This window comes from Alloacidobacterium dinghuense (assembly GCF_014274465.1).
Classification (GTDB): Bacteria; Acidobacteriota; Terriglobia; order Terriglobales; family Acidobacteriaceae; genus Alloacidobacterium; species Alloacidobacterium dinghuense.
The window spans coordinates 4935878-4954974 of sequence record NZ_CP060394.1 but is presented as its reverse complement, the minus strand read 5'-3'; the positions used below and the strand labels follow the sequence as shown (position 1 = coordinate 4954974).

12 protein-coding genes are annotated in these 19097 nt (G+C 56.5%); 11 read left to right on the top strand and 1 reads right to left on the bottom strand.

Annotation, left to right across the window (positions count from 1 at the left end; translation table 11 throughout):
• Positions 1 to 2: 2 nt before the first annotated feature.
• The 11 genes from H7849_RS20635 to gatA all read left to right on the top strand — a co-directional run bounded on the left by H7849_RS20635 (position 3) and on the right by gatA (position 17233).
• The gene (locus tag H7849_RS20635) at positions 3 to 923 is read left to right on the top strand and encodes an SCO family protein (protein ID WP_186742107.1); all 921 of its coding nucleotides are present in this window, start codon (positions 3 to 5) and stop codon (positions 921 to 923) included.
• 9 nt (positions 924 to 932) lie between these two features.
• On the top strand, positions 933 to 1991 hold the full coding sequence (gene coxB / locus H7849_RS20630; RefSeq protein WP_186742105.1) for a cytochrome c oxidase subunit II: 1059 nt from the start codon (positions 933 to 935) through the stop codon (positions 1989 to 1991).
• Positions 1988 to 3655 carry a cytochrome c oxidase subunit I gene (locus H7849_RS20625; RefSeq protein ID WP_186742103.1) on the top strand — a complete coding sequence of 556 codons (1668 nt, stop codon included), beginning with the start codon at positions 1988 to 1990 and terminating at the stop codon, positions 3653 to 3655. Before coxB ends, H7849_RS20625 begins: the two co-directional genes overlap by 4 nt.
• Entirely contained in the window at positions 3648 to 4388 is a 741-nt protein-coding gene (locus H7849_RS20620; RefSeq protein ID WP_251106381.1) for a cytochrome c oxidase subunit 3, read from the top strand. The genes H7849_RS20625 and H7849_RS20620 overlap by 8 nt, the downstream gene beginning before the upstream one ends.
• A gap of 13 nt (positions 4389 to 4401) precedes the next feature.
• The gene (locus H7849_RS20615; protein ID WP_186742101.1) at positions 4402 to 4740 is read left to right on the top strand and encodes a cytochrome C oxidase subunit IV family protein; all 339 of its coding nucleotides are present in this window, start codon (positions 4402 to 4404) and stop codon (positions 4738 to 4740) included.
• Between the two features lie 124 nt (positions 4741 to 4864).
• Positions 4865 to 6289: a deoxyribodipyrimidine photo-lyase gene (locus H7849_RS20610; RefSeq protein ID WP_186742099.1), complete on the top strand. Its 1425-nt coding sequence runs from the start codon at positions 4865 to 4867 to the stop codon at positions 6287 to 6289.
• 251 nt (positions 6290 to 6540) lie between these two features.
• Positions 6541 to 11067: a choice-of-anchor D domain-containing protein gene (locus H7849_RS20605; protein WP_186742098.1), complete on the top strand. Its 4527-nt coding sequence runs from the start codon at positions 6541 to 6543 to the stop codon at positions 11065 to 11067.
• Between the two features lie 273 nt (positions 11068 to 11340).
• Positions 11341 to 14145, top strand: a complete 2805-nt coding sequence (locus H7849_RS20600) for an SLBB domain-containing protein (protein WP_186742096.1) — start codon at positions 11341 to 11343, stop codon at positions 14143 to 14145.
• A gap of 475 nt (positions 14146 to 14620) precedes the next feature.
• Positions 14621 to 15355, top strand: coding sequence for a sugar transferase (locus H7849_RS20595; protein ID WP_186742094.1), 735 nt, complete (start codon positions 14621 to 14623; stop codon positions 15353 to 15355).
• A 102-nt stretch (positions 15356 to 15457) separates the two neighbouring features.
• The gene (gatC, locus tag H7849_RS20590; protein ID WP_186742092.1) at positions 15458 to 15778 is read left to right on the top strand and encodes an Asp-tRNA(Asn)/Glu-tRNA(Gln) amidotransferase subunit GatC; all 321 of its coding nucleotides are present in this window, start codon (positions 15458 to 15460) and stop codon (positions 15776 to 15778) included.
• A 3-nt stretch (positions 15779 to 15781) separates the two neighbouring features.
• Complete coding sequence (gene gatA, locus H7849_RS20585; RefSeq protein WP_186742090.1) at positions 15782 to 17233, top strand: Asp-tRNA(Asn)/Glu-tRNA(Gln) amidotransferase subunit GatA; 1452 nt, start codon at positions 15782 to 15784, stop codon at positions 17231 to 17233.
• Positions 17234 to 17298: 65 nt separating this feature from the next.
• On the opposite strand, the gene H7849_RS20580 is transcribed toward gatA, so the two are convergent.
• Positions 17299 to 18465, bottom strand: coding sequence for a hypothetical protein (locus H7849_RS20580; RefSeq protein ID WP_186742088.1), 1167 nt, complete (start codon positions 18463 to 18465; stop codon positions 17299 to 17301).
• Positions 18466 to 19097 lie beyond the last annotated feature (632 nt).

Sequence of the window (19097 nt, the reverse complement as noted above, 5' to 3'; positions counted from 1 at the left end):
GAATGCAGATACTGAGCAAAATTCGGGAAAGCAGAACGGGAAAAGGCGCGTTGGCGCTCGCGGCCGGACTTGCGTTCGCCACCTCGGCTGCTTCGGCACAGGTTTCAAGTTATGGCGACAAGCAGATGGGAGATCCCGCAGGCGATCACCTGCCTGCCGTGCTGACCAGGGCCACCATCGTGCAGAAGCTCAATACGCAGATTCCGCTAGACGGCCAGTTTATTGACGAAACCGGAAAAGCCGTCCGCATGGGCGACTACTTCGGGAGGCGTCCGGCCATTCTGTCGCTGGTCTATTACAACTGCCCGATGCTCTGTTCTGAGGAACTGAACGGCCTCGTTGGCGCGCTTGAAATGGTAAAGTTCCGCCCGGGCAAGGATTTCGACATTATTGTCGCCAGTATTGATCCGAGCGAGACGCCGGAGCTTGCAGCGAAGAAGAAGGCGTTCTACATCAAGCGCTATGGTCATCCGGAAACGGCGAATGGCTGGCACTTCCTCACCGGGCAGCAACCGGCGATCAACGCGCTCGCCGATGCAACCGGCTTCGGTTATGTTCGCGTCCCCGGCCCGGATGGCAAGCTGACGCAGTTTGCGCACGCCAGTTCCATCGAACTGGTGACCCCGGATGGAAAGCTTTCGCAGTATTACCTCGGCGTTGAATATTCGCCGAAAGATTTGCGGCTCGGGCTGGTGGAAGCGTCAGAGCACAGGATCGGCTCTCCGGTCGATGCGATCATGACCTACTGCTACCACTACGACCCGACTCTGAGCAGGCACAGCCTGATTGTCGCGCGTGTGGTGCAGTTGGGTTGCATGATCACGATGCTTTGCCTCGGTGGGTACATGATCGTGATGTTCCGGCGTGATCGAAAGTCAGAAAAGGCCATGCCGGTACCAAACTGGAAAAACGTGAACGGATAAAAATTAACGATGCATTACATCAGTCCAGTACTCTGGCAATTTCTCGAGAAATTCCTCAGCCGCTTGCCGCTGTTTCCACCCGAGGCGTCGAGCATTGCTCCGTACTCCGACGCGTTCTTCCTTTACCTGCTTCTCATCTCGGTGTTTGGAACGATGGTGGTCATAGCGATGGTGGTTTCCTTCTCCATCCTTTACCGCAAGGATAGACACCCGGAGGCCATCCAGATCGAAGGCTCCACGCTGCTGGAGACGACTTGGACCATTATTCCCCTGGGTCTTTTCCTGATTGCGTTTGTCTGGGGCGCGCTGCTTTATTTCCGTATCTACAACCCGCCCACAAACGCCATGAATATCTATATCGTGGGCAAGCAATGGATGTGGAAGGCCGAGCATCCCGGCGGCCAGCACGAGATCAACGCCCTGCACGTTCCCACCGGCAAGGCAGTGCAGCTCACCATGATCTCGCAGGATGTCTTCCACAGCTTTTCTATACCGGCATTCCGCGTCAAGCGCGAAGTGATCCCCGGTCGCTATACCACCGTATGGTTCGAAGCCACCAAGCCCGGTACCTATCATCTGTTCTGCACGCAATATTGCGGCACACTCCACTCGCAGATGATCGGCGAAATCGTCGCTATGACGCCGGACGATTATCAGAAGTGGACGGCCGGATCCACCAGCGGCTCCTCGCTCGCGCAGAATGGGGAGCGCCTCTTTGCCAGCCTAGGCTGCGCCTCCTGCCATTCGGGTAGCGCGGACGCGCACGGTCCCAGCCTGGCTGAGGTATACGGCGGCAAGTTGCAGATGGCAAACGGCTCGGTCGTCACCGTGGATGACGCCTTCCTGCGCGACACGATTCTGAATCCAACCATGCATCAGGTCGCGGGGTACTCGCCGATCATGCCTACTTATCAAGGCCAGGTCAGTGAGGACGGTTTAATCAGTCTCGTCGAATACATCAAGAACTTAAACTCGAACTATCGCGTCCATCAGACGCTGAACACGAGCCATGTAGAGACCGTCGCGCCCGCAGCGCCGGCGGCCGGGCAGGGGATGGTGAAGCAATGAGCACCTCAACAGCGATCGTTCTTCCTCCGCAGGAGACGGCCAGTCTTCCGAAGCGGTCCTTTCTGAATAACGAATACGGCCTGAAGAGCTGGCTGCTTACGCTTGACCATAAGCGCATCGCTATTCTCTATCTGTTTACCACCGTTTTCTTTTTCACCATCGGCGGCACCGCAGCCGCCCTGATTCGGCTTAACCTGTTGACTCCCGGCGGCGAGCTGGTTGCAGCCGACACGTACAACAAGCTATTTTCTATTCACGGCATCATCATGGTGTTCTTCTTCCTGGTGCCGATCGCTCCGGCGGTGCTCGGAAACTTCTGCATTCCGCTGATGATCGGCGCCAAGGACGTGGCCTTCCCCAGGCTCAATTTGCTGAGCTGGTATCTCTTCGTGACCGGCGGCTGCTTCGAGCTGTACGCCATCATCTGCGGTGGCATGGATACAGGCTGGACCTTCACCACGCCTCTCAGTACGCACTATGTAAACACGAATGTCGTCGGTGCGGCCCTGGGTATTTTCGTTGCCGGCTTTTCGTCCATTCTCACTGGCTTGAACTTCATCGTCACCATTCACCGGCTGCGCGCCCCGGGCATGACCTGGTTCCGGATGCCGCTGTTTATCTGGTCGTACTACGCGACCTCCATCATTTTTGTCCTGGCCACTCCGGTCATCGCCATCTCGCTGGTGCTTCTTGTGATGGAGCGTGCTATCGGCATCGGCGTCTTCGATCCCACTAAAGGTGGCGACCCACTGCTGTTCCAGCACCTCTTCTGGTTCTATTCGCATCCTGCCGTCTACGTCATGATCCTGCCCGGCATGGGGGTGATCTCCGAAGTCGTTGCCTGCTTCAGCCGCAAGCGGGTCTTCGGATATACCGCGGTAGCTTTTTCCTCGGTGGCCATTGCGGTCTTCAGCTTCTTCGTCTGGGCGCACCATATGTTCATCATGGGCATCTCAAATTACTCTGCGCTCGTATTCTCCCTGATGACTATGCTGGTGGCTGTGCCCTCCGCCATCAAGATATTCAACTGGTCAGCGACCATGTACAAGGGCTCCATCACTTTTGATACGCCCATGCTGTACACCTTCAGCTTCATTGGCCTCTTCACCATAGGCGGACTAACCGGCGTCATGCTGGCCTCGTTGGGTATGGATATCCATCTTACTGAGACCTACTTCATCGTGGCCCACTTCCACTACGTCATGGTGGGCGGCATGGTCAGCGCGTTTATGGCGGGCCTCCATTTCTGGTGGCCCAAGATCACCGGGCGCATGTATCCGGAGGCGTTGGGGAGACTGGCTGCGTCTGTTCTCTTTATCGGCTTTAATCTCACCTTCTTCCCGCAGTTCATCGTGGGCTACCTGGGCATGCCGCGCCGCTATCATTCCTATCCGCCGGAGTTCCAGGTGCTCAACGTGCTTTCCACCGCTGGCGCGTCAATCCTCGCCATCGGCTACGTGCTGCCGATGCTCTATCTGACGTGGTCCCTGAAATATGGCAAGATCGCCGGAAGCAATCCGTGGCGCGCTCCTGGTCTTGAGTGGCAGGTGCAGTCGCCGCCATTGACTGAGAACTTCCCTGAAACGCCCGTCGTCGACTTCGAGGCCTACGACTTTGAATGGCTGGCGAACCAGACCAAGAACGAGGTGCAGACCGTTGGATAGCCAGGCGATCGCAGTTCCTGCAAACCAGAGCGAAGTCGACCACGCGCATTCGCCGCACCTGCAGCACCACTTCGCAACAGTGGGCCAGCAGCGCGAAGCGTCGAGCTTCGGCATGTGGCTTTTCCTGCTGACCGAAATCATGTTCTTCGGCGGCATGTTCACCGCATATCTCATTTACCGCATCTGGTACTACCCGGCTTTTGTCGCGGGCAGCCACTGGATGATCATTTGGGCCGGCACGCTGAACACCACCGTGCTCATCTGCTCCAGCTTCACCATGGCCATGGGCGTGTACTCGGCGGAAACCCGCAACCGAAAAGCGCTGCTGCGTTATCTGACGCTAACCCTGCTGCTGGGCATAGGCTTTCTCGGAATCAAGGCATATGAATGGCACGACGAATGGGAGCACCATCACGTTCCCGGATTGAATTTCAGTACTAGCGACTTCACGCGCGTGGACCCGCGTTATCCGCTGGACAAGGCGCTGCCACAGGACATGGCCGAGAAGACACAGGTTTACTTTTCGCTTTACTTCCTTCTGACCGGCGTGCACGCGCTGCACATGTTGATCGGTGTCTCCATCCTGCTGTTCGTTATCTATCATGCGTGGCAGGGAGCCTATACCACCGGCCACATGACAATGGTTGAAAACTTCGGCCTATACTGGCACTTTGTCGATATTGTCTGGATATTCTTATTTCCTTTGCTTTACTTGATCAGCCGCCATCAGTGAGGATTTGAACGCTATGTCTGCACACAAAGTTAACGAAGTACTGGACACCGAGCCAACACATCACGCAGAACACATGGTCAGTCCGAAGATCTACGCGTTAATCTTTGGCGCGCTTCTGTTGGGCACTGGGCTTACGGTGGCCGCTTCCTATATAGAAATGGGCGACTTCAATGCAGTCGTTGCGCTGGGTATTGCCTGCACCAAAGCTGTGCTGGTGATTCTCTTCTTTATGCACGTCAAATACAGCTCGCGCCTGACCAAGCTGACGGTTGCCGCAGGGTTCTTCACCTTCATCGTCCTCATCACCATGTCGCTGACCGACTACATCAGCCGCGCATGGGGGCTCTGGTAGACCGCGTCCGTTGCTGATTCAAACGGCGGCCTCGGGGCCGCCGTTTCTGCTTTGCGATTTCGTCAAACTCAATTGCATCGATCCTCTCCTCGACAGAAATCAAGCATCTACCATCAGCAGAAGCATGCCTGAAACCGCCGACCTGCCCAAATTGTTGCAGCCTTATGCCGATAACCCGCGCATCAAGATTCGCGGCGCCGGAGAGCCACTCAAAGATGGCAAATGCGTTGTCTACTGGATGCAGCGAGCCCAGCGCGGGATCGACAATCCCGCCGTCGATCTGGCAATCGAACTCGGCAACAAACTTGAACTGCCTGTTCTTGTCTTCTTTTCTGCAATTTCAAATTTTCCGCACGCGAACCTTCGCCACTACGTTTTCCTGAATCAGGGGCTGCCGGATATCGAGGAAGATCTAGCCGAACGCAACGTGACCTTCATCGTCAGGCGTCCGCCGGACAATCAACTAGAGAAGTTTTTACAGGAGGCTGGCGCTGCGGTCCTCGTTGGCGACGAGAATCCATGTCGTGAGCCGGAGCGGTGGCGCAGAGTGCTCTCCCGGCGTCTGCACCTCCCGTATTTGACCGTCGACGCGGATGTTGTCGTCCCCTCGAGTCTCTTCTCCAAGCATCAATACGCGCTCCACGTCATGAAACCGAAGCTCTACGCCGAACTGCCAAAATATCTTGTGTATCAGCCGAAGACAAAAGCGAAACACCAATGGAAACGCCCGGCACAGTTCCGATCCTTCGACGTCCGCAGCGATCTAACAAAAGGCTGGAGGGATTTCGATCGCAGCGTTGGCGCGGTCGACACGTTCACCGGCGGCACGCACCCTGCACTCAAGCGTCTCAAAGATTTCGTTGACCGCAGTCTCCATGCCTACGCAACCAAACGCAATTATCCAGAATGGGATGGGACCAGCAGGCTGTCTCCCTATCTGCACTTCGGCCACATCAGCCCCATCACCATTGCGCTCGCCGCACAAAAAGCCGTCGAAGAAGGCCAAGCCACGCAAGCAGCCTACGACGCTTACATCAATGAGCTGATCGGATGGCGCGAGATCTCAGTCAACTTTGTGAAATACGTTCCCAACTACGACACACTCGAATGTGCGCCCGAGTGGGCGCAGAAGACATTGCGCGAACACGCTCGCGACAAGCGCAATCCCGAATACACATTGGAACAACTTGAACAGGCCAAGACCTACGACGACCTCTGGAACGCCGCGCAGATGCAGATGGTGAAGTACGGATGGATGCACAACTACTTGCGTATGTACTGGGCCAAGAAAATTCTTGAGTGGTCGCCGAATCCCGCGCGTGCCTATGAATACGCCGTCATTCTGAACGACAAGTACGAGCTCGACGGACGTGACCCGAACGGCTATCAGGGCATCGCGTGGGCCATTGCCGGAGTGCATGATCGCCCGTGGTTCGATCGTCCCATCTTCGGCGCGATTCGTTACATGTCGGGCGCGTCCACGGGAAAGAAATTCGATTCGAAGCGCTACATCGAAAACGTCGCATCAGGAAACTGGGCAGGCGATTAGGCCAAACTTTATGCCGTCTTTCTGAGCGTAGCGAAGAATCTCAGCGATTTTCATTGTGACGATATGGCCGAGATTCTTCCCCTCTGCGGGGTCGTCAGATCTATCACCGCGCGAACCAAAGTAACTTTGCGTTCCGTAATCCTTCCCGCATAATCAAACCACTTTCCGCAACCTTACTACATCACTGGAACGCTTCTGCGTCCCGTCTAGGCGCAGAAGCGCTTTTCTCTGTATGCGTGGACTAGGAATACATGGCAACGATTCGCTGGTGGAAGCTGGCCCTTTGGGCATCTATCGTCGCACATGGTTTCGGGCTCCTGACTGCACAGCAGTCAGAGGTGTTGCCCGCGCCGAAACACATCACGGCAAAGCAGGCACAGCTAGCGCAGCGCTTTCTCGCACAGCGCAGTCTCAATCGCACGCGCGGAAAGAATTTCAGTCCGGCCGAGTTGCTGCAAAAGGCACGCGAGCAGAACGAAGCGCTCAAAGCATCCGCCAACAATAGCGGCACTACTCCACTGAGCGCGCCGTGGACTGCGGTCGGTCCATCCGCAGTCGAAACCAGCAGCTATGGTCTCATCACCGGGCGCATCACCAGCCTTGCCGTTGATCCTTCAGACTCGAGCGGCAACACCGTTTACGTCGGCAGCTCTGGAGGGGGCATCTGGAAATCGACGAACGCCGCCGGTCAGCCTGCCTCAGTCAGCTTTTCTCCACTCACAGATACGCTTCCGATTTCCAGCAATTGCAGCACGCCACCGCTCGCGTCACTCAGCATCGGAGCACTCACCGTGCAGCCCAACGGCACTGGCGTCATTCTCGCTGGAACCGGTGATCCCAACGACGCACTCGACTCCTATTACGGTACCGGCATCCTTCGATCGACGGACAAAGGCAACACATGGTGCCTCATTCCCACCTCGATGGATATCTACTACGGCTCTCTGCGCGGATTTTCCTTTCGCGGCATGGGCTTTTCCGGATTCGCCTGGAGCACCGTGAATTCACAGCTGGTGGTTGCGGCCGTGGCGCAGTCGAGAGAAGGCGCAGCGGTGGGCGCGACCAGTTCCAGCAGCTTCGCCGGCCTCTACTATTCAATCGACGCCGGTCAGACCTGGCGGCTTGCCACTATCGAAGACAGCACCACAGCGATCATTCAATCCGCGCAAACGGCATCTGCCAACTACACAGGAAACTCGGCCACCTCCGTTACGTGGAACCCTGTACGCAAGCGTTTCTATGCAGCGGTGCAATATCACGGATATTACGAATCATCGGACGGCGTCACCTGGACAAGGCTGGCCAATCAGCCCGGAATCAATTCAGCAGTGTGCCCTACAAATCCGAATGAGATTGCATCGTCTGCCTGCCCGCTGTTCCGTGGAACCATCGCCGCGCAGCCTGCTACAGGCGATCTGTTCGCCATCAGCGTTGACAACACCAACAGCGATCAGGGTCTGTGGCAGGACGTCTGCTCCGCGAATGCAGGCGAATGCGCATCCCCCACCGTCACATTTTCCAATCAGATTTCTGATGCAGCCATTGACACCGGAGGCGGCACGAACATTCCTCAGGGCGACTACGATCTGACGTTGGCCGCCGTGCCGTCGCAGCAGGATACGCTGCTCTTCGTCGGAACTCGCGATATCTTTCGCTGCAATCTTGCCAACAGCTGCGCGTGGCGCAACACGACGAACGTTGACTCCTGCGGCGCCGCGCAGGTTGCGCCTTCACAACATGCTTTCGATACAACTCTCGGCGTCAGCGGCTTGATGTATTTCGGCAATGATGGCGGCCTGTGGCGCACCACCGATGCAGTGAACCAGCAGCAGCCGACTTGTTCCAGCGACGATGCGGCGCATTTCGAGAACCTCAACGGCGGTATTGGCTCGCTCGCGGAAATCGCGGGCTTCTCGCAGCATCCACAAAATCAGAATGTGATGATGGCTGCGATGGGCGCCTTCGGCACTGCCGCTCTTCAAGTCGGCTCTACCTCGTGGACGCAAATCCTCGATGGCGAAGGCGATGTCAACGCCATTGACTCACAGAATCCGCAGAACTGGTACGCCACCTCAGCCTCTCCGGTCGACATTAATCTCTGCACGCAAGGGACGGCTTGCGACAAATCCGCCTTCGGCACGCCCGTCATCGGCAGCACGCAAGTTGGCAATGATAGCTATGGTCTGACGGGAACCGCCCCGTGGATTCTCGACCCGCAAAACACGGCGAACCTCATTATTGGTACCTGCCGCGTGTGGCGTGGTCCCGCAGCAGACGGCTCAACGTGGACTGCTGGCAATGCTATCAGCACAATGCTCGACACTGTCCAGGGTCCGTATTGCAACGGCAATGCTCAGATTCGTTGGCTTGCCGCATCCGGAAGCCCGAGCGATGCTCCCGGAGCTGCGGAACAGATCTATGCGGGCATGGCCGGCAGCACCGACGGCGGCGCCCCCGTTGCCGGACATGTTTACGGCGCATCGGTAAGCAGTACGACAAGCGTTCCGCCGACTTGGAATGACCTCGCCAACTCGCCAGTGCAGAATAGTTCTCAGCCAATCTTCAACGATGGCGGATTCGATGTTTCGAGCATCTACGTCGATCCGCATGATCCCTCGGGAAAGACGCTCTACGTTGCGCTGCAGGGATTCATCACAGCGAGCGCCAATGGCTCGGTCGTCTACCGTTCCGTCGACGGAGGGAGCCACTGGATCACGATTCAGGCAAACCTGCCCAATGCTCCGGCCAACAGCATCCTCGTCGACCCAAACGATGCGAACACGCTATATGTCGCGCTCGACACAGGCGTCTATGTAACGCGCAATATCAACCTGTGCACCGACAGCTCGCAGAACTGCTGGAGTCCGCTCGGCACGGGCCTTCCGGGTGCACCCGTAACCCAATTGCAGGCCTTCAACTACCTGAACACATCCCTTTTGCGCGCCTCCACATACGGCAGAGGGATCTGGGAGATTCCCCTGCTAACCTCGGGTGTTGCCGAGTCGACAGCGACGCTCAACCCATCCTCACTTACATTTGCAAAGCAGGTTGTCGACACGCAGAGCAGTTGGCAGAACGTCACCGTCAGGAATACCGGCACGGTCAATCTGACGATCACCAGCATCACGGTCAGCGAGAATTTCGCTCAGCAGAATAACTGCACCCAGGTGCTTTCTCCGGGCGGGACCTGCACGATTCAAGTAAGCTTTGCGCCAGCCGCGAGCGGACCACTTCAGGGAGTGCTGACCGTCTTCGGCAACGTATCTTCAGGACAGATCACGGCAACCCTTTCAGGTACCGGCCTTGCAGCAGGAAATATTATTCTTTCCCCAACCAGCGTCAATTTCGGCAACTCGCTCATCGGCACTTCGGCTCCGGCCCAGAACATTACGATTTCCAACACCGGCGGCATCAATGTGAACCTGCAAACGCCCACGATCACGGGCGATTTCCAGATCAGTGCCAACACCTGCGGAACATCGCTCGCCCCCAATTCCGGTTGCACTGTCTCCGTGATCTTCAAACCCACAGTAGCCGGTGGACGCGCCGGAGTCTTTTCGATCAGCGACGACGCGGGCACGCAGACGGTTCAGCTTTCCGGCTATGGTCAGGCCGCCGCAACCGCTGTGTTGTCGGGAATGAGCCTCAATTTTTCTCAGTCTCAAACCGTGGGAACAAAGAGCAGCCCGCAGCAGGTGATGCTCACGAACAACGGCGATGTTTCACTCACAGACATCGCCATCACCGTAAGCGGCGACTTCGCCGCCCAGAACAATTGCGGCTCGTATCTGGTGGGACACGCGAGCTGTGCCATCTCTGTCGTCTTCGTACCGACCAAGGTTGGTTCTGAGAGCGGTACATTGGGAGTCAATACAGTGCTCGGCTCACAGAGTGTCGCTCTTTCCGGTACTGGTCTGGCGCCGCCGGGTATTTCTGCTCTGCCCACGACGGTGAATTTTGGAGGCCAGGCTGTGAACAGCACCAGCACATCGCAGCGCGTTGTGCTGACAAACAATGGCGGATCGCCTTTGACCGATCTGGCATTTTCAGTAAGTGGCGACTACGCCATTGCGGGCAGCAACTGCGCCGTGGGGCAGACGCTAAACGCGCAAAGCAGTTGTTACATTGACGTGACCTTTGCCCCATCGCAGGCTGGTCCCCGCAGCGGTTCTTTAACAGTAAGTTCTACGAATCTCTCGACCCCGCTTGAGATTTCTCTCACAGGAACAGGGGAAGACTTTCAACTCATCGTCAGCAGTCCCTCGTCATCCGTCATTGTGAGCGGGCAGACGGCGACCTTCGCCGTCCAGGCAATTCCTGTGAACGGGTCGTCGGGTACGCTCACCATGGGCTGCACCGGCGTTCCACAAAACGCATCCTGTACGGTAAACCCGGCCTCATTGGAAATAGGAAACGGCGTGACCGGAAATGCGACGGTGACGGTCACGACCGGGATTACCCCCACTTCGTCAGCCATCACCCCGTTTGATCGCTGGCGTACAATGGGCGTCGTCTTCGGCGCTCTGCTGCCGTTTCTAAGCCTGCGCAAACGCAGCTTCCAGAAGCGCGCATGGCTTCTCGGTCTCGTTGCCGTCTCGCTCTGGCTGGTTCTGTTGGCTCCCATGGCCTGCGGTGTTCACGCAACAGGCGGAGGCACAGCGACGTCACCCACGCCGCCGCAGGGTCCGACGACGCCGTCCGGCATCTACACCTTAAACATCACTGCCGCAATTCCGGGACTGCAACGGAATGTGCCGGTGACAGTGACGATTCAGTAAATCAGGCTCGGCTGAGATAGGATAGATACGGAGCAACTTTGTGGATTTGGCGACGGCCCAATACAGATTAGCGCGACACCATGAAAATCCTTTATGCATAGATGAATAACCATGGTGCCTCTCGTAACCCTGTAGGTGCCACATAGTTCCATCCCATGCCAGAAGGCTCTACACTGCAATTAGCGCCTCTGTCGAGCGGTAAAACGGCAATCTTGACGATCTAAGGAGTGGATGCGCAGTTGGTAGCGGATCGCTGCCACGACTGCATGCGTTATGCGTAAGCGACTGGCTCTTTCAATTTTGTCTTTGCTGCTGGCAGCCATGCCGTACGCGCATTCCCAGACCACCACTGGCGATCAGACACAGGGGCAGCAAAGCATCGACTGCTCCGATCCGATGAATGCAATGTCCTCTGCTTGCGGGTCGGATCTGAGTCAGCAGGGGCAATATGGCTTGGGCAACTACGGCCAGACTGGGGGTTTTGGGCAGACCGGAGAGAGAAACGTCCCGGCCGGGGCTCCGCTGAATACACGAACGTACACCGACTTAGGTAATGCGACAAATCCAAATCTGACCACCAATCGGAACCTGCAGCCGACCACCATTCCTCTTCCTCCAGAAGCTCTCACGGAATTTCAGAAGTTTGTCGCCGGTACCACAGGCGAAGTGCTGCCGATTTTTGGCGCGAGCCTTTTCCGTAACGTGCCTTCCACCTTCGCGCCCGTCGAACAGATTCCAGTCACGCCGGACTACATCATCGGCCCCGATGACGAATTGCGCATTCGCATCTGGGGCCAGGTAAATTTCAATGCCGATGTGCGCGTTGACCGTTCCGGCTCCGTCTATCTCCCGCAGGTGGGAGCGATTCACGTTGCCGGTCTGCCATTCTCCTCGCTGGATCAACACTTGCGAACCGAGATTGGCCGAGTCTTCCGCAACTTTGACCTTACGGTCGACGCCGGCCAGCTTCACTCCATCCAGATCTTTGTCGTAGGTCAGGCTCGCCGACCTGGCTCCTATACCGTCAGCTCGCTCAGCAGCCTCGTGAACGCTCTCTTCGCCTCAGGCGGCCCATCCACGCAGGGATCGCTGCGCCACATTCTGCTGAAACGGCAGGGCAAGACCATCACGGACTTTGATCTCTACGACCTGCTCGTCAATGGCGACAAATCCAAAGATGCGCAATTGCTGCCGGGCGACGTTATCTTCATTCCGCCTACCGGCCCGCAGGTCGCCTTAACCGGAAGCGTGCGGCATCCGGCGATTTATGAATTGCGCGACGACAGCACGACCGTGCAGCAACTGCTTGCCGATGCAGGCGGCGCTTCTACGACCGCATCCGATGCGCGCATCTCGATCGAACGCATTCAGAACCATCAGGCGCGCGAAGCCATGGAGATCGCGTTTGATCCCACTGGCCTGGGAACCACGCTGCGCGACGGCGATCTGTTGCGGATCATCTCTATCGTGCCCCGCTACCAGAAGACTGTGACTTTGCGCGGAAACACCGCCAACCCGGGCCATTTTTCCTGGCACGAGGGCATGAAGCTGAGCGATCTCATTCCGGATCGCGATGCGCTGATCACCCGCGACTATTATTGGAGACGCGCACAGCTTGGTCTTCCCACCCCGGAATTCCAGCCCTACGTCTCGGGCCCAGTACAATTTCAACCCTCAAATTCCATCGACCTGCAATCGCGTCAGGCTTACCAGCAGTGGCAAATGCAGAATCGCGTCGAGCGTCTGCCCAACGGACAGTATGTCTTTGTCAATCCTGAGGGAAGCCAGAATCCCTATGGCCAGCCGAACACGCAGCAGCAAAAATCTCCCGTGAATCAGTACCCCTATGCGCAGGGAAATGTCTACCTGCAGGGAGATCAGCAGTACACCATTCTGCCGCCGGCGAATGGCCAGCAGCAACAGCAGCCGACCGACCTGAGCGGAGCCGCCAATCTGGGTGCGCAGGGCCAGCAACAAATATCCGGCCAGACTACGTCAACGACTCCCGGTGTGCTCAACCCTTCGCAGACGTCCAGCAGCGCCAGCCTTGCTGGACGTCAGACGATGATCGTTACGCAAAACACCGAGGCGAACATCAGAAAGAATGATGTGAAGTTGTCCGCTCCGGAGATCGATTGGAACTACGCGGTCATCGATCGTACCGACCCGGTGACGCTGAAGACCACGCTCATCCCGTTCAACCTGGGCAAACTCGTCCTTGAGCACGATCAGTCACAGAATCTTGGGCTCGAGCCGAATGACGTAGTGACCGTCTTCTCTCAGGCCGACATCCGTGTTCCGCTCACGCAGCAAACCAAGTTTGTGCGGCTCGAGGGCGAATTTATCAACTCTGGCATTTACAGCGTCCGTCCCGGCGAGACGCTGCGGCAACTCATCAACCGCGCTGGGGGATTGGCTCCAAACGCTTACATCTACGGATCAGACTTCACTCGCGAATCGACACGCGTGCTGCAACAGCAGCGTATCGACGAGTACGTGCAGAATCTTGAACTGGAAATCCAGCGCGGCGCCATCGCAGGCGTGGCATCGTCGGTTTCAGCGCAGGACGTCGCCAGCGCCAATGCCGCGTCAACCAGTTCGCGCGAGTTGTTATATCGACTGCATCAGATCCGTGCCACCGGTCGCATCGTGCTGCAGGTTAATCCGGATAGCACTGGTATTGACAGCCTCCCCGATCTCTCGCTCGAGGACGGCGATGTTTTCACGGTGCCGCCCTCCCCGGCTACTGTGAATGTGGTTGGAGCGGTTTACGATCAGAATTCATTTATGTTTCAACCCAACCGTCGTGTCGGCGATTATCTCAAGGTAGCGGGCGGTCCGGGCCGCGATGCCGACAAGAAGCACATGTTCATTATTCGCGCCGACGGATCCGTCATCAGCAAGACAACTGCCAGCGGCTTGTGGGGAAATACCTTCGAAGCAGCGCGCATGAATCCCGGAGATACGGTCGTCGTTCCAGAGAAGACGTTCCGACCAACGGCGCTGCGCGGCCTGCTTGACTGGTCTCAGCTCTTCTCGCAGTTGGCTCTAGGAGTCGCCGCTGTGAGCGTCATCTGATGCTGCGCAATCATACGAAAGCTGTATATGTTGTCACAATTTTGAATTCTGCCGATGACAGACTTATGACAACTGTCAAAACTGACAGGCACAACTTTTGATCTGTAAATCTGTCTGATATAGAAGGGAAAACCTGCAGTTCCACGTTTGTACAAATGTATAGATATGGGAATACCAGGGGCAGTGAAAGCACCTTCAAATTCGGAAGGCACAAGCCTTAAGATAGACTTAAATCGTCATTTATTTATCATATTGTTACAAAGACAGCTGGTTAATTCGGTATTAAGGGTATGCCAGCTAACAATTTCAATACAGGACTTAAGTGCAGTTACGTAACAACCGGGTGAACTTATTTACAGATTGACCTAAAGTGACTTGAATCGGCCCTAGACTTGTATACACTGGAGCCTGCTGTACCAGGACCGACCAAATGAACCCATCCTCCGTTCCTTTGCACTCCCGCCCTGCAAGCAGCATGGAGAGACGCCTCGACGTCTCGAGCGATGCAACAAAGTTGCATGCAGTTTCCGGAACGATCTACACGCGCACAACGACATATCAGCCGCTTGAGGATCATGCTTGGAGCCTGTCTGATGGCAAGCGTTTGTTCGATCTTGTCTGCGCGAGCGTCGGTTTCGTAGTCTTCTTTCCCTTTATGGTGCTGATCGCATGCGTAGTCGCTGTCAGCTCACCCGGACCGATTTTCTTCCGCCAGAAACGAATGGGCCGTTGGGGAACTTTGTTTACGATTTACAAATTCAGAACCATGGTTGCGAATGCAGAGGACGGTCCCTGCATTACGGTACAGGGCGATTGCAGAATCACTCCCATCGGAGCATTGCTGCGCAAGTTCAAGCTCGATGAACTTCCACAATTCGTCAATGTCATCAAGGGAGAAATGAGCTTCATCGGTCCACGGCCAAAGCTCCCTCATCACGAAAGCCTGCATATGCCGTTTCGTCCCGGCATCACCGGCGCAGCCACGCTCGCATTTCGGTGTGAAGAAGAATTGCTTCGTCGCGTACCCGAGCAGGAACTGGATCTCTTTTACGCTCGCACCATCAAACCGCTTAAAGCCAAGCTTGACTGGGAATATATGCAGCGCGCAACCTGGTGGACCGATCTCGGACTGCTGTGGTGCACCGCGACCGCGTGCCTCGCATCACGCAGCGCACCCGCGCCCGTGATCGAATTCCCTGAGCAAGCCTAGCCGTTTCTCACAAAACTCCCCCTTCAAAGCAGCGGCTATCTCTTCTAGCTATACTCTTATCAGGCGAAATCATTTTTTCTCCGATGAAGGAAGTGTGTCTGCATGAGTGATTCCGCGACTGTATCAGTCGAAGACGTGCGTCGAGTGGCGGAGCTCGCCAGCTTGGAACTGACGTCCGAAGAAGAGGTCCGCATGCTGCGCGATCTGAACGCCATTCTCGGACACGTATCGCAATTGAACGAACTCGATACCTCGGCGGTTGAGCCCATGGCTCAAGTCAGCGAAGTGATTGGTGAAAGCCAACCTCAGGAAGCCCTGCGCCCGGACGAAGTAAGGCCATGCCTCGACCGTAGCCGTGTCATGGCAAGCGCTCCGGAGACGGACGGCACATTCTTCAAAGTCCCTAAAGTGATTGAACGGTAATCCATGACAGTCGAAACTGCAGCGGCCAAGCCGCTTTCCATTGGCGACATTCGCAATTCGATCGAAACACGCGCGCGCAACGCGAGCACCATAGCCGAGGCTTGCTTTCATCAGATCGAAACTCGTGATAGTGAGATCCACGCGTATCTCTCCACAAATCGTGAGCGGGCACTCGAACAAGCAGCTCGCATCGACGATCTCGCGGCGAAAGGTGAACCCCTGCCCATTCTGGCCGGTGTTCCTGTCGGCGTTAAAGATGTGCTCACGATTGAAGGACTACAGGCAACAGCCGGTTCCAGAATTCTCGAGGGCTACCGCGCGCCCTACACGGCAACCGCGGTCAGTAAGCTCGAAGCGGCGGGCGCGATTGTTCTTGGCAAGCTCAACTGCGACGAGTTCGCAATGGGCTCATCGAATGAAAACTCAGCCTACGGCCCCGTTCACAATCCGCACGCATTAGACCGCGTGCCCGGCGGATCAAGTGGCGGCTCGGCAGCCGCGGTAGCGGCAGGCATGGCCGTCGCAACGCTTGGCACTGATACTGGTGGTTCCATCCGTCAGCCGGCATCTTTCTGTGGTGTCGTGGGCATTCTGCCAACTTATGGACGCGTCTCGCGCTACGGCCTCATCGCATTTGCGTCGTCACTCGACCGAATCGGACCCTTCACGGCAAGTGTGCGCGATGCCGCGACGGTACTCGGCGTTATCGCAGGCCATGATCCGCACGATGCAACTTCATCACCGCTGCCCGTCCCGGACTACTCCGCAGACATCGATAAGGGCGTCAAAGGGCTGAGACTCGGCGTTCCTTCCGAGTACTTTGCTGAAGGACTCGAACCGGAAGTCCGCAGCGCAGTCGAACACAGCATCGATCGGTTGCGCGCAGCCGGCGCCACCATCAAGCCAATCTCGTTGCCACACACGCGCTACGCCATTCCGACGTATTACATCATCGCAACCGCTGAAGCCAGCGCAAATCTCGCGCGCTTCGACGGTGTGCGCTATGGCTTCCGCGCGAAGAACTCCGACACGTTGTCTGCCATGTACCGCCGATCACGCGACGGTGGATTTGGAGCCGAGGTTAAGCGCCGCATCATGCTCGGAACCTATGCATTGAGCGCCGGATATTACGACGCGTATTACAAAAAAGCTCAGCAGGTCCGTCGCTTGCTTACTGAAGACTTTCTGAAAGCATTCACTGAAGTGGACGCAATTCTCACGCCAACCGCGCCGACGCCCGCATTCAAGATTGGCGAGAAAGTCGATGACCCGGTGTCGATGTATCTGGCCGACATCTACACCGTCACAGCTAGTCTTGCAGGAATATGCGGTCTTTCCGTCCCTTGTGGAAAATCGCAGGAGGGTCTGCCCATTGGTTTGCAAATTCTAGGCAAACATTTCGATGAGGCCATGACTTTGCGCGTCGCACAGACGCTAGAAGCGTCACAAAAGTAGCGTCCAAGAAAGAAGGCACGCCTTCAGCCGTGCCTTTAACCTCAAAGAGTCGTGGATAGCGATCTCTAAACCGCTTCTTCGCCGAGCGCAAACTGTAGCTCGCGCGACTCATTCCACGCCATGCGAAGACTACCTGCCACTGGCCTGCTTCCCATCAACCGGACAGCGCGAATGACCATCCACACAGGGGTCGGCACTTGCTGATCCGGCCACAGCTCGCATAACGGCCGAATCACGCCGTTGCCGTCGGGATGAAAGACGCGGTCATCCCAGTTGCGCGAACCCTGCGGAAACTCCGGGTAATCGCGGATCGCATCCAGCGTCGATTCCAGAATCCTGTGCTTCCATGGCTCTGCATACTGCGGCATGAAGAGAACATGGCTGCGACCCTCATAGCGAATCTCGTGCACAAACTCGGTAAAGCTGGCCGCGTTCGAGAGATTGACGTTTGCGTTCGGTTCAATCCCATGCCGGTCGCCACCCGAGATGAGCAGTTTGTTCCACTGCTTCGCCATCTTTTTCACTGCACGGTTCTCTTCCCAGTGGCGGAGCCCGTTCAGCTCAAGAGCGTGCATGAACTCATGATTCCTCTCCATGAAACTCTGCACGTGCTGCTGGTGCCTGGCTTCGCCGATCAGGTAGAGGTCCCACATCGGATGGTTGAAGACAATCAGGACATTCGGCAGGTCATGCAACGCCACCAGAATCTCGGTTAGTTTGGACTCGTCTGGATTCGCCGTATATTCTTCAAAAATCTTCATCCAGGCTGCGCCACTTTCGCTGGGCAGGTTGTGGATGCCAAGATGAAAGGCCTGGTCGCCGCCATAGGGCGCGCTCCACTCCACCGAAACGGGAATATGCCGGGCCGAGGCGACGGTTCGCAGCAGCATCGGAGCGTTGATGTTGTCGTGGTCGGTAATCGAAACCAGCGGCATCACCCCGAGCTTGTCTTGGATTTGTTTGCTTTCGAGGTCGAAGGCCAGGCGGGGGGTAAGGGGAGGGGTCCAGTATGCTGCAGCGAAGTTGAGGGGGGTATGATGGCGTTCTCGCGATCGTCGCTCTGCTTCCCGAATCACGGGCCGCAGAATGCGATACTGGGCGCCGAGATTGGCAATGAAATCCAGCGTCTCTTTCGATTGGTTGGTATGGCTATGCAGGGAAACGCCCGTTGAATAGTTCCGGCTGACTCCAGGATCCTTCCATAGGTACGAAATGCGCCGCAGTTCAGTCATTTGGTCCCCCCTAAACCGCGCAACATATTCGCTCATGTGCTGCGGTTTCGGTATAACCTGCTCCTGCGCAAAGTATCGGAGATGCACCATGAACGCGGCATTACGGGCGCAACAAAGGAAGGTCAAATTCCGGAAAGTACCAACATGGCTATTGACTAAAAAGGTTTGCCGAGCCGCCTGAGAACGTGAACTCCTCTCTCGACGTGTCAATACCCCGCGCCCGCTCATGCGTTGTAACCCGCACATTTAAAAAGGCATTCGTGTAAACGATGACTGGCGTATTTTTAGCTCCCATTCGTTATCCTTGAAATAGGCGCAAACGAGAAACAGAAACATTCGCTTCCGCAGACCAGAGAATGGAGAAAACATCCGTAAGTTCCCTTGTTGTAGGAATTTGCAGAAAATAGGGGGAGGGCCGAACAGAGTCTGGCGACGAGTCTTGGCAATATCCGGCAGTGCATGGCAGACCGCTGAGCCAGGAACATTCGCTTTCCGCAGACCAGAGAGGCGCAGGACATGGGTAAGTTCCTTTGTTGGAGGAATTTGCAGAAAATAGGGGGAGGGCCGAACAGAGACTAGCGACGAGTCTTGGCAATATCCGGCATCGCGCTGTCGTCCGAGTCAGACGGCTG

Excerpts from the sequence above, each read along its gene's own strand:
- H7849_RS20635 (WP_186742107.1), top strand. The coding sequence starts at position 3 with ATGCAGATACTGAGCAAAATTCGGGAAAGCAGAACGGGAAAAGGCGCG.
- coxB (WP_186742105.1), top strand. The coding sequence starts at position 933 with ATGCATTACATCAGTCCAGTACTCTGGCAATTTCTCGAGAAATTCCTC.
- H7849_RS20625 (WP_186742103.1), top strand. The coding sequence starts at position 1,988 with ATGAGCACCTCAACAGCGATCGTTCTTCCTCCGCAGGAGACGGCCAGT.
- H7849_RS20615 (WP_186742101.1), top strand. The coding sequence starts at position 4,402 with ATGTCTGCACACAAAGTTAACGAAGTACTGGACACCGAGCCAACACAT.
- H7849_RS20610 (WP_186742099.1), top strand. The coding sequence starts at position 4,865 with ATGCCTGAAACCGCCGACCTGCCCAAATTGTTGCAGCCTTATGCCGAT.
- H7849_RS20605 (WP_186742098.1), top strand. The coding sequence starts at position 6,541 with ATGGCAACGATTCGCTGGTGGAAGCTGGCCCTTTGGGCATCTATCGTC.
- H7849_RS20600 (WP_186742096.1), top strand. The coding sequence starts at position 11,341 with ATGCGTAAGCGACTGGCTCTTTCAATTTTGTCTTTGCTGCTGGCAGCC.
- H7849_RS20595 (WP_186742094.1), top strand. The coding sequence starts at position 14,621 with ATGGAGAGACGCCTCGACGTCTCGAGCGATGCAACAAAGTTGCATGCA.
- gatC (WP_186742092.1), top strand. The coding sequence starts at position 15,458 with ATGAGTGATTCCGCGACTGTATCAGTCGAAGACGTGCGTCGAGTGGCG.
- gatA (WP_186742090.1), top strand. The coding sequence starts at position 15,782 with ATGACAGTCGAAACTGCAGCGGCCAAGCCGCTTTCCATTGGCGACATT.
- H7849_RS20580 (WP_186742088.1), bottom strand. The coding sequence starts at position 18,465 with ATGACTGAACTGCGGCGCATTTCGTACCTATGGAAGGATCCTGGAGTC.